Genomic DNA, 14,749 nt, shown 5'->3' on the forward strand with positions numbered 1-14,749 from the left:
CATGCCGGACATTGACATCGCGGCACGGGAATCTGCCGTCGCCTACGCAGAGGGCTTCCTCCTGGAGGACCCCGTCCTTCGTGCTGCCCGCGCCCGCGCCGAGGAGGTCGGGATCCTCCCGGTCAGCCCCGGCGTCGGAGCAGTCCTCCGTTTCCTCGCCGCCTCCGTGGGGGCCCGCGCGGTCGTCGAGATCGGCACCGGTACCGGCGTGTCCGGAACCTGGCTGCTGCGCGGGATGCGCCCCGACGGCACGCTGACCACCATCGACGTGGAGGCCGAGCACCTGCGACTGGCCCGGCGGATCTACGCCGATGCCGGCATGGCGCCCGGCCGCAGTCGACTGATCACCGGGCGGGCCCTCGAGGTCCTGCCCCGGCTGACCGACGGCGCCTACGACCTGGTGTTCTGTGACGCCGATCGGCGGGAGAGCACCGAGTACCTCACCCAGGCGCTGCGGTTGCTGCGTCCTGGTGGCGTGGTCGCGTTCGCCGGAGTCCTCGCCGCCGGTCTGACGATGGACCCGACCGCCCGCAGCCAGGAAGTCGTCGCCGTGCGCGAGGTCGCCACCGCCGTCCGGGACGACGCGCGTCTCACCCAGATGCTCCTCACCGCCGGTGACGGGCTTCTGGTGGCCGTCGTCGCCAAGTCCTCGCCCGTCGGCTGATCGGCCGGCGCACCCGCGTACATCGCGCGCCCCATCCGGGCTACCGTTTAGTCTCGTTTTGGCCCGTTCGTGCCGGGGGGCACCTTCGTGTTGACGGAACCGGGGATCACTGCTGTCACCGTCCTGGCGCCACGGCGCCTCGCGGCGACGACCGGGAGCCGTCGGCACGTCGGTGCGCACAGGCCGGGCAGCACAGCGTCGAGCCGGGAGATGTCAGGTGCGCGGTCAGGTGGAGCGTCGTCGCTCTGACGACGACCGCGACCGCTATGACGACCGTGGCGACGTCCGCGAGCCCCACTCCTGGGCCGGCCACCGTGGTCGGGCCGACGAGACCGGCTACCGCGAACGGTCCGGCTACTACCGGAACGAGGTGGGTCCGGTCCCCGGCCGGGATGGCCACGACGCCACCGGTGGCTACCGCAGAGACGGGTGGGGCGGCCGCAGGGACGGGGGGAACGGTGGCCCCGACGACTCACCCGACCGCGGGGGCAGCGGCCACGAGCGCCAAGGCGGCCATGCCGGTCGCCGCGGCGACGACCGGCATCCCGGCCGGTTCGGCGGCACCGACTCGCACGCCCTGCCCGAAGGGCGGGGGCACACCGGCGGCCGTCCCACCGGCCCCGGCCGTCCCACCGGCCCCGGCCGTCCGCCGGCCACAGGGCGGCCCGACCGTCCGGGAGGCCCCGGGCACCCGGGAGGACCCAGCCGCCCAGGGGGCGCGGGCGGCACGCGGCTGTCCACGGCGGACTACGCCGACCAGCCCACACCGCCGCCGAACAGCATCCGCCGGCCGCCCTTCGGCGACTCGGGTCGCTTTGCCGTGTCACCGGCCGCCTCCGCCCCACCGCCGCCTCCGGAACGGGGTGAGAACTGGCTGGGCTGGGTGGCCTTCCTGGTCGGCATCGCGGTACTGGCCGGAGCGGCCGGCTATGCGCTGAACCGGGTCACCGCCGGCTCCGCCGGGGCCCCGGCAGCACGCCCGACGCCGACCGCCGGCGCCACCATCGGAGGTCCCGGCGCGGGTCCGACCGATCCGGCCGGGGGTGTGCCCGGCCAGGCCGTCGGCCCGACCGCGGAGCAGGTCGCGATCATGCTTGCCGGCAACGGCCTGCCGCTGCGTACGACCGTGGTCTACACCGCGCAGAACGACCCGGACAGCCTGCTCGGACGTCCAGGCGGCTACAGCAGCCGGATCGCGTTCAGCGACGCCCGGATCAGTGCCAGCGAGATCGCCGGGGCGCCGCCGGACGCCATCGAACGCGGCGGGGCGATCGAGGTCTTCGGGGATCCGGCCGCGGCGCAGGCCCGCGGCTCGCGGCTGAGTGCCCCGGGCGCCGGCGGCGATCTACCGGCCGCGTACACCTTTGTGCAGGGGCGGGTCGTCCTGCGGCTCTCGATGATCCTGCCGGAGGCGATGGCCTCCGCGTACCGTTCCGCCCTCGCCCGGGCCGGCGGCGGGTCGTAGCGCACCGTCCCGGGAGTCGTGGCAGCCGCCCGCGGCGGAAGTCCGCCGCGGGCACGCCCCGGCATGGCCGGCAGGCAGGGCCGGCAGGCAGGGCCGCGACGTTTGCGGCGACGGCTCGGAGGGGCAGGCGTACAGCATGAACATCCGCGAGTTCTACGATGCTGATCCCCGCCGGCGGACGTCCGAGGAGATCTCTCTCGGCGACGGGTGGACCACCGAGGGCGACGAGCACTCCACCTACCGCCTGAGCTGGGTGGTCGACACCCGGGAGGTCTACACGGTGCGGGAACCCCACCCGGGTGGAATTCTCGCGCGTTACCTCGACCAGCTGCGGGTCGACCAGGCGGACGTCGACGAGCTCCTGGTCGAGATCCTGGCGCGGGCGGACCGCTACGACATCGAGGCGGCCCTCGCCGGCTGGCCCGCGGTGATGCCGGAGAAGAACAGTCTGCGCTGGGCATGGCAGCAGCTCACCGCGCTGGACCAGGCGAGCACGGCGAGCACGGCGAGCCCCACCGGCCCCGCCAGTCCCGCACGGCCCTGATCCGACCAGCCCTGACCCGGCCGGCTCCCGGGCCCGCGGGTCTGCACCCGCGGGCCCGGGGGCTCAGGCCTCGGCCGTTCCGGCTCCGGCCAGGTAGGCGAGCAGGGTGCGGACACCCCACCCGGTGCCGCCACGGCTGATCTCGCCATCGTCGGAGTCCGCGCGGGCGGTGCCGGCGATGTCGAGGTGCGCCCACGGCCGGCCGGCGGTGAACTCCCGCAGGAACAGCGCCGCGGTGATGGAGCCGCCGTTCACGTCCAGCGCCCGGCCGATGTTCGCGAGGTCGGCGACCGGGGAGTCGATCGCCGGTCGGTACTCCTCGGTGAGCGGCAGGCGCCAGACCCGCTCCCCCGCGGTGGCGGACGCGGCTGTGAGCTCGGCGGCGAGCGTGTCGTCCGAAGCGAACAGGCCTGCGGTGCGCCGGCCCAACGCGACCGTGATCGCGCCGGTCAACGTCGCGAGGTCGACCATCTGGTCGGGTTCGAGGGTCGCGGCCGCGTAGGCGAGCCCGTCGGCCAGCACCAGGCGCCCCTCGGCATCGGTGTTGAGCACCTCCACCGTGGTCCCGCCCCAGCAGGTGATCACGTCGCCGGGCCGGACAGCGGATGCGCCGATCATGTTCTCCGCCAGGCAGAGCAGCGCCGTGACCCGGCCGGGAACCGCCAGATCCCCCAGCGCCGTCATCGCTCCCAGGACGGCGGCCGCACCCGACATGTCAGTCTTCATGCTGGCCATCGAGACCGACGGTTTGAGGGACAGACCGCCGGAGTCGAACGTGATCCCCTTGCCGACCAGCACCCGGTGGCCGGGAGCGGCCCCCGCGGGCGCGGGCGGGCCGTCGTAGGTGAGACGGACAAGGCAGGGCGGACGCGGCGACCCGCCGCCGACCGCTACCAGCCCGCCGAAACCCTCACGGATCAGGTCCTCGTGGGTGAGGACGGTGACCTCCAGACCGGCCTCGGCGCCAACCCGGCGCGCCTGCTCGGCGAACCAGTGTGGCGTCTTGACCAGGCTCGGCATGTTGATGAGATCACGGGCAAGGCACACCGCGTCCGCGACCGCCCTCGCTTGGCGCACGGCCTCCGCGATGACCGGTTCCCCGGCCTGCTCGACGCTCAGGACGACGACCCGATCGGCACGCAACTCCGCCGCGACGGCGGCCCCCGCGGTTCCCGCGGTTCCCGCGGCGTCCGACCCCTCGCGCGCCGGCTCGCCTGTCGCCGCCTCGCCTGTCGTCAGCTCGCCTGCCGCCGCCTCGGTCGGACCGGTGGACCCGCCCGCCACCCCAGCCACCTCGGCGCCGGGTGCAGTCGTCGCGGCGGCCCGGTCCCCGTCAGGCGGAGCGCCGGAGACCGCATCCGCCAGCCGGTAGGAGCCGAGAGAGAAGCCCTCCACAAAGGCGTGGGCCCGGTCGGCGTCCAGGTCCGCGACGACGAGGGGCCTACCCTTGGCGCCCGCGCGCCGCGCGAGTGCGGCACCGGCCGCGCGCCAGTCAGCCACCTCGCCGGAACCCACACCGAGCAGCATCAGCCGCCACGGCCGCTCGGCCCGGGACAGGGGAACCACCAGCACCCCGCCGGTATCCGCGCGGAAGCCCTCGTTCTCGATCAGCTGCTCCACATCGACCCCGACACCGGCGCAGGCCCGCTGACCGCGGTCCGACACGACCACAGTGCCGTCGACGGGTGCGGCCACGACGGCGAGGACGGCGCAGTCAGCGACCGCGCCGTCGGTGTCAGCGGTGGACCCGTCGGCCTCACCGGCCGGCCCCGCCGGCCCCGCCGGCCCGCCTGCGGGCGGGAGGAGGAACGGAAGGTCAGCAGAGGTGAGGATGACGAGCGGGGCCCGGTACCTCGACTCCAGCAGATCGGGGCCGGCGACGGCTGCGACAGGGCTCATACCGGGCACCGCGTGCCGCGGATGCCTCGGTGGTGGTTGATGACCACCGAATCTAACCGACCGCGACCTTGAGGGCGTCACCCAGCGCGCTCGCCTCGTCGGCCGTGAGTTCGACGACGAGCCGGCCGCCCCCTTCGAGCGGGACCCGCATGACTATGCCGCGCCCCTCCTTGGTGACCTCGAGCGGACCGTCACCCGTCCGCGGCTTCATGGCCGCCATCGGTGCACCTCTTCCTGCCGTCGGACCTGCGTCTGACGACGATTATCCCGGAGACCCGCCCGCAAACGGAAACACGTCCCAGCAGGGAATCACAACGGTCACGGCAGGGTAGTGATCTCGATGGTCTTCCGGGCACTTCCAGGCTCGGCGCTAGTGGATCTGATGCGTTTCACTACTGTTGCCCATCGGCATCCTTGTCCAGCGACACGGTGCCGGGCTCGCCGGGCTGGTCCTGGACGGGACGGGGCCCGCGCGGCTCGCCCCGGTCGGGCCCGTCGTGGCGGGCATCGCCCCGAGCCACGCCCAGGTCGGTGGAGGTGCCCAGGCCTGACACCGGGCCACGGCCACCAGCCGGGCCGGGCTCGGTCGGGCTGGGCTCGATCGGGCCGGGCTCGCCAGCGGGGCCAGCGGGGTCGGGCTCGTCAGCGGGGCGGCCGGTCGCACCGCGGTCGGCGGACGTGCCGCTGTCCGTCGGGGCGCTGTCCGTCGGGGCGCTGTCGGCGTAGAGCTGGTCCGCGGTGTCATCCCCCGGGTCGGTGGCGGGGTCCCGCACGCCGCCGAGGCGTGCGAGTTCCGCGAGGCGCAGCAGCTCGTCGTCCCGGCGTGCGAGCTCCTCGTCCCGCCAGGCCAGTTCGTAGGCGAGGCGGGACAGCACCGCGTCGACCTCGGCCATCCGGTAGCCGCGCGCCGCCATCCCGAAACGAACCGCCTCGACGTCACCGGAGGCGACGGTCTGGCCGCCGAGACCGACGTGGGGCCCGTCCGGCGCCGCGGGCGCCAACCGGTCGAACCGCCCGACGGCCAGCGCGGCCACGACGAACACGACCGTCGCGATGAGGACGATCTCCACTGCGAGCACCACGTGGTCGATCGTGCCATGGGCGGCGTCGCCCGGCCGACCCGGGACAGCTGACGCGCCAGTGGGATGCCTCGCCTGGCCGGCAGGATGTCTGGCAGGCTGGGCCGGGTGCCCGTTGATCCTCACCCGACCGCCGACCCCCGCCAGGCCGGACATCCACATCCCACGGGAAACCCTCGCCCGACGAGCGGCCAGGCACCGGCCGCCCGGCCGCTGCGGCTCGGTGCGCGCGTGTTCGGCCCGTCCGAGCTCGTCGTGATGGCGATCGTGAACCGCACGCCGGACTCGTTCTTCGACCGCGGCGCCACCTACGGCGAGGCCGAGGCTCTCGCCGCCGTCGAGGCGGCGGTCGGCGGCGGCGCCGCGATCATCGACATCGGTGGGATCAAGGCGGCCCCGGGCGAGGAGATCGACGCGGCGGAGGAGCTGCGCCGGATCGGCGGGTTCGTCTCCGCCGTGCGGGGCCGCCACCCGGACGTGGTGATCAGCGTCGACACGTGGCGTGCCGAGGTCGGGCGGGTGGTCGCGGGCGAGGGCGCCGACCTGCTCAACGACGCCTGGGGCGGCGTGGACCCGGAACTGGCGGAGGTGGCCGCCGAGTTCGGCACCGGTCTGGTCTGCACCCATGCCGGCCACCTGCCACCGCGGACCCGCCCGCACCGGATCGCCTACGACGACGTCGTCGCCGACATCGCCGCCACAACCGTCGGGCTGGCCGAGCGCGCGGTCTCGCTCGGGGTGCGGCCGGACGGAGTGCTGATCGATCCGGGGCACGACTTCGGCAAGAACAGCCGGCACTCGCTGGAGGCGACCAGGCGGCTGCCGGAGCTGGTGGCCACCGGGTGGCCGGTGCTGATGGCGATGTCCAACAAGGACTTCGTCGGCGAGGTGCTGGACGCCCCGGTGGACGAGCGGCTGGAGGGCACCCTGGCGGCGACCGCCGTGGCGGCCTGGCTCGGCGCCCGCGTCTTCCGCGCACACCAGGTGACCGCGACCTGGCGCGCGCTGCGGATGGTCGCCGCGCTGCGCGGGGATGTCGATCTGCGCATCGCGCGCCGCGGCGTCGTCTGACACCGGCGTTCGCCACACCGGGGGCTACTCCCCTTCGGCGAGCTCCGCCGAGGTCGGCGCCGGTGGGTGGCTGGGCCCGTGCCCGGCGGCGCGGCTCTCCAGGATGTCGAGAGCCTCGGTGACGCTGGTGGCCCAGACCACGATGTCCCGGGCGGGCGGGCGCACGAAGCCTCGGGTGACCAGGTCCTCGACGAGCATGCGCAAATGCGCGAACACGCCGTCGTGGTCGAGCACCACGACCGGCTTGGCATGCAGGCCGAGCAGCGCGCCGACCCAGATCTCCAGCAGTTCCTCCAGGGTGCCCAGCCCGCCGGGGAGGGCCAGGAAACCGTCGGCCCGGTCGTCCATCACCGCCTTGCGCTCACGCATCGTGGCTGTGACGATCAGCTCGTCGGAGTCGGCATCGCCGACCTCCATCGCGATCAGCACCTCGGGGATGACCCCGATCGTGTGCGCACCGCCGGCCCGCGCGGCGCGGGCGACGGCACCCATGCACGACACCGACCCGCCGCCCGACACCAGGCTGTGGCCGCGCCGGGCCAGCTCCGCGCCGACCTCGGCGGCGAGCAGGACGAACGAGTGATCGATCAGGTCGGACGACGAGCAGTACACGCAGATGTTCACGACGGGTCCGTCGGCACCGGCCCACCGGCTCCGCCACCGGCGACGCTGCCGCTGCGTGTCTGCTCGCCGGTCTCCTGCCCACCGGGCGGATCGAGCCGTCCGGTGCCGCGCAGGATGACCTGCACCGCCTCGTCGACGTCGTCGGTCAGGGTCACCAGGTCGAGATCGCCCGGTCTGATCCGGGCCGCGTCGAGGACGGTGGTGCGCAGCCAGTCCAGCAGGCCGGCCCAGTAGCTGGTTCCCATCAGCACCACCGGGAAGCGGGTGACCTTGCCGGTCTGCAGCAGGGTGAGCGCCTCGAAGAGCTCGTCGAGGGTGCCGAAACCACCCGGCATGATCACGAAAGCCTCGGCGTACTTCACGAACATCGTCTTGCGGACGAAGAAGTACCGGAAGCTCACGCCGAGATCGACCCAGTCGTTGAGCGACTGTTCGAACGGCAGCTCGATGCCCAGGCCGACCGACAGGCCGCCGGCATCCCGCGCGCCCCGGTTCACCGCCTCCATCGCGCCCGGGCCGCCGCCGGTGATCACCGCGTAGCCGGCCTGGGCCAGCGCGGCGCCGAGCCGGCGTCCAAGCTCGTAGTCGGGCTCGTTCCGGCCGACCCGCGCCGACCCGAACACGGTGACCGCCGGTGGCAGGTCCGCGAGCAGGCCGAACCCCTCGACGAACTCGCTCTGGATGCGCAGCACCCGCCACGGGTCGCTGTGGACGAACGACGCCGGGCTGCGGGTGCCGAGCAGACGCTGGTCGGTGGTCGACGCCTGCACCTGGCCATGACGGGCCGTCACCGGACCGCGGCGTTGCTCCGGCGGCGGCCCCGTCGAATCAGGAGAGGCAGAGCGGGTCACGCCCCGCACGATACGCAGATATGCCGTGCGCCCCGGGGTTCCCGGCCCCGGAACCCGGGGTTCCCGGCCCCGGAGCCCGGGATCGGGCCGTGCCACGCCCGGGCGGTCACACCGACGTGCCGGTGACCAGGTAGGAGCCGAGAACGCGCTCCGCCTCCTCGATCAGCGCCACGTCGACGTACTCGTCCCGGGTGTGGGCGAGGTTCGGGTCACCGGGGCCGTAGTTGAGCGCCGGGATGCCCAGCGCGGCGAACCGGGCGACGTCCGTCCAGCCGTACTTGGCGACCGGGGTGCGCCCCGTGGCCGCGACGAACGCGGCCGCGGCCGGGGCGGACAGCCCGGGCGGCGCCCCGGCGGCACTGTCGTCGAGGGCCAGTTCGTACCCGTCGAGCACCTCGGCCACATGCGCGAAGGCGCCGGGGACGTCCCGGTCGGGGGCGAACCGGAAGTTGACGGTGACCCGGCACTCGTCCGGGATCACGTTGCCCGCGACCCCGCCCTCGATCCGGACCGCGGACAGCCCCTCACGGTAGGTGCAGCCGTCCAGGGTCACCGAGCGCGGGCGGTAGGCGGCGAGCCGGGTGAGCAGCTCCCCCGTCCCGTGGATCGCGTTGTCGCCGAGCCAGGAACGGGCCGAGTGCGCGCGCCGGCCGCGGGTCGTGACGACGGCACGCAGCGTCCCCTGGCAGCCTGCCTCGATCTCGCCGGCGGTCGGCTCCATGAGCACGGCGAGGTCGGCGTCCAGCCAGTCGCGGTGGCCGGCGGCGAGCCGACGCAGCCCGTTCCGCTCGGCCGCGACCTCCTCGTTGTCGTAGAAGATCCAGGTCACGTCATGCCGGGGCGTGACATCGGTACGGCTAGCGGTAGCCGTACCGAGCAACGCGGCCAGCCGCAGCATCACGGCCACGCCGGCCTTCATGTCCGACGTCCCGCAGCCGTACAGGCGGGGGCCGTCGAAACGCGCCGGCAGGTTGTCGGCGATCGGCACCGTGTCCAGGTGGCCGGCGAGCAGGACCCGGGACGGCAGACCGCGGGTGGTGCGGGCCAGCACCGCGTCGCCGTCCCGGCGGACCTCGAGACCGCCCAGCGCTCCCAGCGCCGTCTCGACGGCCGCCGCCAGCACCGCCTCGTCACCGCTGACCGACGGGACGTCGACGAGGGCACGGGTCAGGTCGGTCACCGGGAGGGCCAGGTCGAGCTCCATGCCGCCGACCCTAACGGCCGGCGGCACCCGCCCGGGTCAGGAGGCGACGCCGTGCTCCCGCAGGATGTCGTTGAGGGCGAGCTTGTCGTGGATCTCGCCCTCCGCCAGGGTGCGCAGGACGAGGATGCACGGCATGGCGAACTCGCCGGCCGGGAACGAGCGGACCCGGCTGGAACCGACCGCCACCGCGCGCTCGGGGATCTCGCCGCGCGGGTACTCCTCGCCGGTGACGGCGTCGAAGACGTGCGTCGAGGCGGTCAGGATGGCACCCGCGCCGAGCTTCGCCCCGCGCCGCACGCGTGCGCCCTCGACCACCATGCAGCGGCTGCCGACGAACGCGTCGTCCTCCACCACGACCGGCACCGCGCTCGGCGGCTCCAGCACCCCGCCGAGGCCGACGCCGCCGGACAGGTGCACGTTGCGCCCGACCTGGGCGCAGGAGCCGACCGTCGCCCAGGTGTCGACCAGGGTCCCGGCGCCCACGTAGCCACCGATGTTGGTGTAGCTGGGCATCAGCACCGCGCCCGGCTCGATGTGCGCACCCCAGCGGACGATCGCGCCGGGGACCACCCGGACACCGTCGAACCGGGTCTTGAGCGGCACGCGGTCGTGGAACCTGAAGTCCCCGGCGGCGGACTCGACCATCGGCAGGACCTTGAACGACAACAGGATCGCGCGCTTCGCGCGTTCGTCGACGACGACCGATCCGTCCGTGCCGACCACCGCCACCCGGGCCTCGCCGGCGTCGATCGCGTCGACCGCGCCAACGATGATCTTGCGGGACTGGGTGTCGTCCGGGGTCAGCTCGGCCCGGCGCTCCCACAGGTCGTCGATGGCCCGGTCCAGCGGGGAGCCGACCCCGCCGCCGGGCGCCCCGGCCACACCGGCCGGGCTGCTGGACGTTCCTTCGCTCACGCTGCTCACGCCTGTAGACCCTACGGTCCGGACCATGGGCGGCGCGCGCGACCACGGACTTCGACCGACTTCGACGGAACGCCGGAGCGTGGCCGGAGGCGGGGCTGCCGATGGCGGACCCGGACCGGCGGTCTCAGCCGACGGTCAGCGGATGTCCGGCTCCGCCCGCCAGCCCCGGGCACCGTCGTGGTCTGCCGGGCCACCCGAACCGTCGGGGTTGCCGGGGCCCGAAGTGCCGGCGGGCGCATCCGCCTCCGGAGCCGCGGCGGACCGGTACTGCGGCGCATGGCTCGGGCCCGTGTCATAGGGCGGCAGCGGCTGCTGCCCGGTGCTGTACGGCGGCAGCGGGTTCTGGCCGGTGCTGTACGGCGGCAGCGGCTGCTGGCCCGTCTCGTACGGCCGCGGGGCAGGCTGGTCCGTCCGGTAGCGGTGGTCGCGGTCGAACGCCCCCGCCGGACTGGCGGAGCCCCCGACACGGTGGCCGCCGGTGTGCGCGGCATCGCCGGTCCCGTAACGGTCCGGCTGGTAGCTCTCCGGCTGCTGGTAGCTCTCCGGCGGGTAGCTCTCCGGCGGGTAGGCGTCCTGGTAGCTGTTCTGGTAGGCGTCGTGGCGGGCGTGAGCCGGCTGGGGCGGCTGGGGCGGCTGCGGGTAGCCGCCCGTGGCCGCCGGGCCCTGGGCCCAGCCGTCACCGACGCCGTACTGGCCGGGACGCCCGCTCTGGGCGTTCTGGCCGCCCGTCATCGGGAGCATCGTCATCCGCTCGGGAACGGTGGCGATCTGGGCGTCGGGCGCGGTGAGCGCGACACGCACGTGGCGCCGGCCCGACTCGCCGTAGAAACTGCCGGGCGCAACCAGGACACCTACGCTGGAGAGCGCGTCGACCGTGACCCAGCAGTCCTCACCGCGGGTCGCCCACAGGTACAGGCCGGCCTCGCTGTGGTCGATGGTGAAGCCGGCGACGGCCAGCGCCGCGGCGAGGACGGCCCGGCGGTTGGCGTAGCGGGCGCGCTGGTCGGCGACGTGCATGTCATCGGCGAGCGCTGCGGTGGTCGCGGCCTGCACCGGCGTCGGCATCATCAGGCCGGAGTGCTTGCGGATCTGGAGCAGGCCGTCCACGAGCTCCGGGTCACCGGTGACGAAACCGGCCCGGTAGCCCGCCAGGTTCGACCGCTTGGACAGCGAGTGCACGGCGAGCAGGCCCTCGTGGGAGCCGCCGCACACGTCCGGATGCAGCACCGAGACGGCACGGGCCTCCCAGCCCAGCTCGATGTAGCACTCGTCGCTGGCGACGATCACGCCGCGCTCACGGGCCCAGTTGACGACGGCGCGCATCTCCTCGACGGACAGCACGCGGCCCGTCGGGTTCCCGGGCGAGTTCAGCCAGACCAGGGTGACGCCCTCGGCGGGCCCGACGACGGGCTCGCAGCGGGCGAGCAGCGCGCCGACCTCGTAGGTCGGGTAGGCCGGGGTGGGCACCCAGACCCGGTCGCCGGGTTCCAGCCCGAGCTGGGCGGGGAGCTGGGCGACCAGCTCCTTGGTGCCCAGCACCGGCAGCACGGCGGACGGCTCGACGACCACCCCGAGACGGCGGGCCAGCCAGCCGGCCGCCGCCTCACGCAGATCCGGTGTCCCCGCGGTCAGCGGGTAGCCGGGAGCGTCCGCGGACCCGGCGAGCGCGTGCCGCACGACCTGCGGCGTCGCGTCGACGGGAGTCCCCACGGACAGGTCGACCAGACCGTACGGGTGGGCCCGCGCCTTCTCCTTGAACGAGACCAGATGGTCCCACGGAAAATCGGGCAGCCGCACCCGAGACCGCCCCGGCGATCGGATCGTCCGGGGCGGTCCAGCCGACTCCCCCGGACCGGTCAGGACTCGGCCTGGGGGGCCAGCGCCGAGACGGCGGGCGGATCGAACTCGAGTGCGCCGACCTTGGACGCTCCACCCGGCGAGCCGAGCTCCTCGAAGAACGTGGCGTTCGTGTCGGTGTAGGTCTTCCACTGCTCGGGGACGTCGTCCTCGTAGTAAATGGCCTCCACCGGACAGACAGGCTCACACGCACCACAGTCGACGCACTCGTCAGGCTGGATGTAGAGCATCCGTCCGCCTTCGTAGATGCAGTCGACCGGGCACTCCTCGATGCATGCCCTGTCCTTTACATCAACACAGGGCTCCGCGATGACGTAGGTCACCGGACGTTCCTCCTCGAGCTCACGGACGACTGAGTTCCTTAGTATCGACCTGGACAGTTCGGTGTCGACAGCAAGGGCGTGCACTGGTCGTGTATGTCGTCCACATCACTCCAGCAGACATCGGCTCACGGGTCGTGATCCGGCGTCGTATTCCCGGACCGCTCCCCCTGAGTGATGTTCTGGGCACGCTTGAGTCCTGGTCCGAAGGCGAGCTTCGCCTCCGTCGCTCCGACGGTACGACAGTGAGCGTGCCCGAGGAATCCCTAGTGGCGGCGCGTGTCGTCCCCCCGACACCCCGCCGGGCCACCGGGCGATCCCCCGGCCAGGCACCCGGTTCATATCAGGCCGGATCAGGCCGCCGCCAGGAGATCGCGGAACGCAACAAGCAGATCACAGAAGAGGACGTCCCGCCGGATGACCCGAAGGACGGGGCGGACCGCGGCGCCCCCCGCGGCGATACTGAAGGACAATGACGGTCAGCAGGACGGCCACCGGGACGCGAGCGACTGGTCCGCGTGCTGGACAGGCAGGGTGAGGGGTCCGGGCGCACATCCGTGGGCCCGGGCGGGAGCGCGGAGGGCCGGGCGGGGTGGGCCCAGACCTGATCGGTCCCCGGATCGACGCAGACGCCGGTCGGCTCGGACGGGCTGATCCGAACGTGGAGGTCCAGCGGTGAGCGCCCACAGCAGGCGGATGTTCGCCACGGTCGTCCGGCGCGAGCAGGTCGACCTCGCTCTCGCGTGTCATCTGATCGCCGCCGAGGCCGGTCCCGAGACGAACCCGGTCGAGACGAGCCGGGCGCTCGACGCGTTGGCCGCGGAGACGGCCCCGCTGCTCGCGGCGCGCGGCGCGACCGCCCGGGGCAGCGGCCGCGGGCAGCCCGCGGCGGAGGCCGCCGCCGAGCCGGCCGCCGACGGCCGGGGCCTCCTCGCCGGCCTGGATCTACGGGTCGCCGCGGAGACGCTGGGCGAGTCGCTCGGTGAGCACGCCGGGTTCGCCGGTCACGACAGCGACTACGACGACCTCCGGGCCTCCCTGCTTCCCGAGGTGCTCCGCCGCCGCCGCGGCCTGCCGATCCTGCTGTCCGTGGTCTGGATCGAGGTCGCGCGCCGGCTCGGCATCCCCGCCTACGCGGTCGGGCTGCCCGGGCATGTGATCGTCGCGGTGGGCGCGCCCGGCGAGAACATCCTGGTCGACCCCTACTCCGGTGGCCGGATCATGTCCGTCCACGACGCGGCGGCCCGGGTGCGCGCCGGCGGCACCCCGTTCACCCGCGCGCATCTCGCCCCGATGTCCCCGGAGGACCTGCTGGCCCGCATCCTGGGCAACATCCGGGTGCTCGCGGCGCGCACGGACGTCCCGCGGACCCGCCTGTGGGCGGTCGAGCTGTCCCTGCTGCTGCCGCACCACCCGGCGGCACTGCGGCGGGAGCGCGGGGAACTGCGCGTCCGGCTGGGCGACTTCCTCGGCGGTGCCCGGGATCTGACCAACTTCGCCGATGCCGTCGCGACCGTCGAGCCCGCGGCATCGGCGGCGGCCCGACAGGCGGCCGGCTCCGCGCGGGCCAAGCTCAACTGACCAGCTCCCGCCCGTCCCAGCTCCCGCCTGTCCCAGCTCCCGTCGCCTCAGCTCCCGTCGCCCGCGCGCGGGCCGGTCGACAGGTAGGCGCCCTCGTAGAAGACCAGCGGCGCCGCGTCCGGGCGGGGTCGGGCCAGGCCCATCACCTCGCCGACGACAAGGGTGTGGTCACCGGCCGGATGGGTTGCGACAGTGCCGCATTCCAGGAGTGCCAGCGCACCGTCCAGCAGCGCGACACCGGTGCGCGGCCCGAGCGAATGCGCCCAGCCGCGGAGCTGCCGGTCACCCGGATCCGCCGCGCCGCCCCGCCGGGCGAAGTCGCGGGACGCCTGGCTCATGTCGTCCGCGAGGACGGAGACCCCCCACACCCCGGCCGCCAGCAGCGGATCGTGGAATCGGGCGTCCTGCCGGACACTGACGAGGACCAGCAACGGCTCGAGCGACACCGAGACGAACGAGTTCGCGGTCATCGCCAGATGACGTCCGTCGACGACGGTGGTCAGAACGGTGACACCGGTGGCGAACCGCCCGACGACCTTGCGGAAGGCATCTGGGTCCGGCCGCTCCAGGATTCCGGGCGCATCCGCGGGACGGGATCGCGCACGAGGCGAGTCCACGGGGACGGGCTCGGGCAGGGGCTGGCGCGCTGGGCTTGCCACGGCGGCC

Annotated in this window: 16 protein-coding genes; 6 read left to right on the top strand and 10 right to left on the bottom strand. The window is 73.9% G+C overall.

The genetic code is table 11. The features are described from left to right. Position 1 precedes the first annotated feature (1 nt). The 3 genes from B207_RS0100580 to B207_RS31945 all read left to right on the top strand — a co-directional run bounded on the left by B207_RS0100580 (position 2) and on the right by B207_RS31945 (position 2,673). Positions 2–664: an O-methyltransferase gene (locus B207_RS0100580; RefSeq protein WP_018634562.1), complete on the top strand. Its 663-nt coding sequence runs from the start codon at positions 2–4 to the stop codon at positions 662–664. 217 nt (positions 665–881) lie between these two features. Further along, entirely contained in the window at positions 882–2,129 is a 1,248-nt protein-coding gene (locus B207_RS37715; protein ID WP_051102296.1) for a hypothetical protein, read from the top strand. A 136-nt stretch (positions 2,130–2,265) separates the two neighbouring features. Next, complete coding sequence (locus B207_RS31945) at positions 2,266–2,673, top strand: hypothetical protein (RefSeq protein WP_018634563.1); 408 nt, start codon at positions 2,266–2,268, stop codon at positions 2,671–2,673. A gap of 63 nt (positions 2,674–2,736) precedes the next feature. Here B207_RS31945 and B207_RS0100595 read toward each other — a convergent pair whose 3' ends face one another. The 3 genes from B207_RS0100595 to B207_RS40960 all read right to left on the bottom strand — a co-directional run bounded on the left by B207_RS0100595 (position 2,737) and on the right by B207_RS40960 (position 5,654). Then, positions 2,737–4,572 (bottom strand): leucyl aminopeptidase family protein, encoded by a 1,836-nt coding sequence (locus B207_RS0100595; RefSeq protein ID WP_018634564.1) that lies wholly within the window; start codon positions 4,570–4,572, stop codon positions 2,737–2,739. Positions 4,573–4,624: 52 nt separating this feature from the next. Beyond that, positions 4,625–4,792 carry a DUF3117 domain-containing protein gene (locus B207_RS37685; RefSeq protein ID WP_018634565.1) on the bottom strand — a complete coding sequence of 56 codons (168 nt, stop codon included), beginning with the start codon at positions 4,790–4,792 and terminating at the stop codon, positions 4,625–4,627. A gap of 172 nt (positions 4,793–4,964) precedes the next feature. Continuing rightward, positions 4,965–5,654 carry a DivIVA domain-containing protein gene (locus B207_RS40960; protein WP_018634566.1) on the bottom strand — a complete coding sequence of 230 codons (690 nt, stop codon included), beginning with the start codon at positions 5,652–5,654 and terminating at the stop codon, positions 4,965–4,967. Between the two features lie 255 nt (positions 5,655–5,909). Between B207_RS40960 and folP the strand changes: the two genes are divergently transcribed. Continuing rightward, entirely contained in the window at positions 5,910–6,722 is an 813-nt protein-coding gene (folP, locus tag B207_RS0100610; protein WP_051102312.1) for a dihydropteroate synthase, read from the top strand. A 24-nt stretch (positions 6,723–6,746) separates the two neighbouring features. Here folP and B207_RS0100615 read toward each other — a convergent pair whose 3' ends face one another. The 6 genes from B207_RS0100615 to fdxA all read right to left on the bottom strand — a co-directional run bounded on the left by B207_RS0100615 (position 6,747) and on the right by fdxA (position 12,505). Next, complete coding sequence (locus tag B207_RS0100615) at positions 6,747–7,346, bottom strand: LOG family protein (RefSeq protein ID WP_018634568.1); 600 nt, start codon at positions 7,344–7,346, stop codon at positions 6,747–6,749. Continuing rightward, positions 7,343–8,206, bottom strand: coding sequence for an LOG family protein (locus tag B207_RS0100620; protein WP_407671332.1), 864 nt, complete (start codon positions 8,204–8,206; stop codon positions 7,343–7,345). The genes B207_RS0100615 and B207_RS0100620 overlap by 4 nt, the downstream gene beginning before the upstream one ends. A gap of 97 nt (positions 8,207–8,303) precedes the next feature. Then, positions 8,304–9,401 (bottom strand): succinyl-diaminopimelate desuccinylase, encoded by a 1,098-nt coding sequence (dapE, locus tag B207_RS0100625; RefSeq protein ID WP_018634570.1) that lies wholly within the window; start codon positions 9,399–9,401, stop codon positions 8,304–8,306. A gap of 36 nt (positions 9,402–9,437) precedes the next feature. Then, entirely contained in the window at positions 9,438–10,283 is an 846-nt protein-coding gene (locus B207_RS0100630) for a 2,3,4,5-tetrahydropyridine-2,6-dicarboxylate N-succinyltransferase (RefSeq protein WP_018634571.1), read from the bottom strand. 177 nt (positions 10,284–10,460) lie between these two features. Further along, complete coding sequence (gene dapC, locus B207_RS0100635) at positions 10,461–12,122, bottom strand: succinyldiaminopimelate transaminase (RefSeq protein ID WP_018634572.1); 1,662 nt, start codon at positions 12,120–12,122, stop codon at positions 10,461–10,463. A 59-nt stretch (positions 12,123–12,181) separates the two neighbouring features. Then, positions 12,182–12,505, bottom strand: a complete 324-nt coding sequence (gene fdxA, locus B207_RS0100640; RefSeq protein WP_018634573.1) for a ferredoxin — start codon at positions 12,503–12,505, stop codon at positions 12,182–12,184. A gap of 89 nt (positions 12,506–12,594) precedes the next feature. Between fdxA and B207_RS43120 the strand changes: the two genes are divergently transcribed. Then, entirely contained in the window at positions 12,595–12,978 is a 384-nt protein-coding gene (locus tag B207_RS43120; protein ID WP_456095346.1) for a putative acetyltransferase, read from the top strand. A 199-nt stretch (positions 12,979–13,177) separates the two neighbouring features. Then, the gene (locus tag B207_RS0100655; RefSeq protein WP_026310525.1) at positions 13,178–14,083 is read left to right on the top strand and encodes a transglutaminase family protein; all 906 of its coding nucleotides are present in this window, start codon (positions 13,178–13,180) and stop codon (positions 14,081–14,083) included. Positions 14,084–14,130: 47 nt separating this feature from the next. Here the strand turns inward: B207_RS0100655 and B207_RS0100660 are convergent, their stop codons facing one another. Next, positions 14,131–14,742 carry a flavin reductase family protein gene (locus tag B207_RS0100660; RefSeq protein ID WP_154675061.1) on the bottom strand — a complete coding sequence of 204 codons (612 nt, stop codon included), beginning with the start codon at positions 14,740–14,742 and terminating at the stop codon, positions 14,131–14,133. Positions 14,743–14,749 lie beyond the last annotated feature (7 nt).

This window comes from Parafrankia elaeagni (assembly GCF_000374165.1).
Classification (GTDB): Bacteria; Actinomycetota; Actinomycetes; order Frankiales; family Frankiaceae; genus Parafrankia; species Parafrankia elaeagni.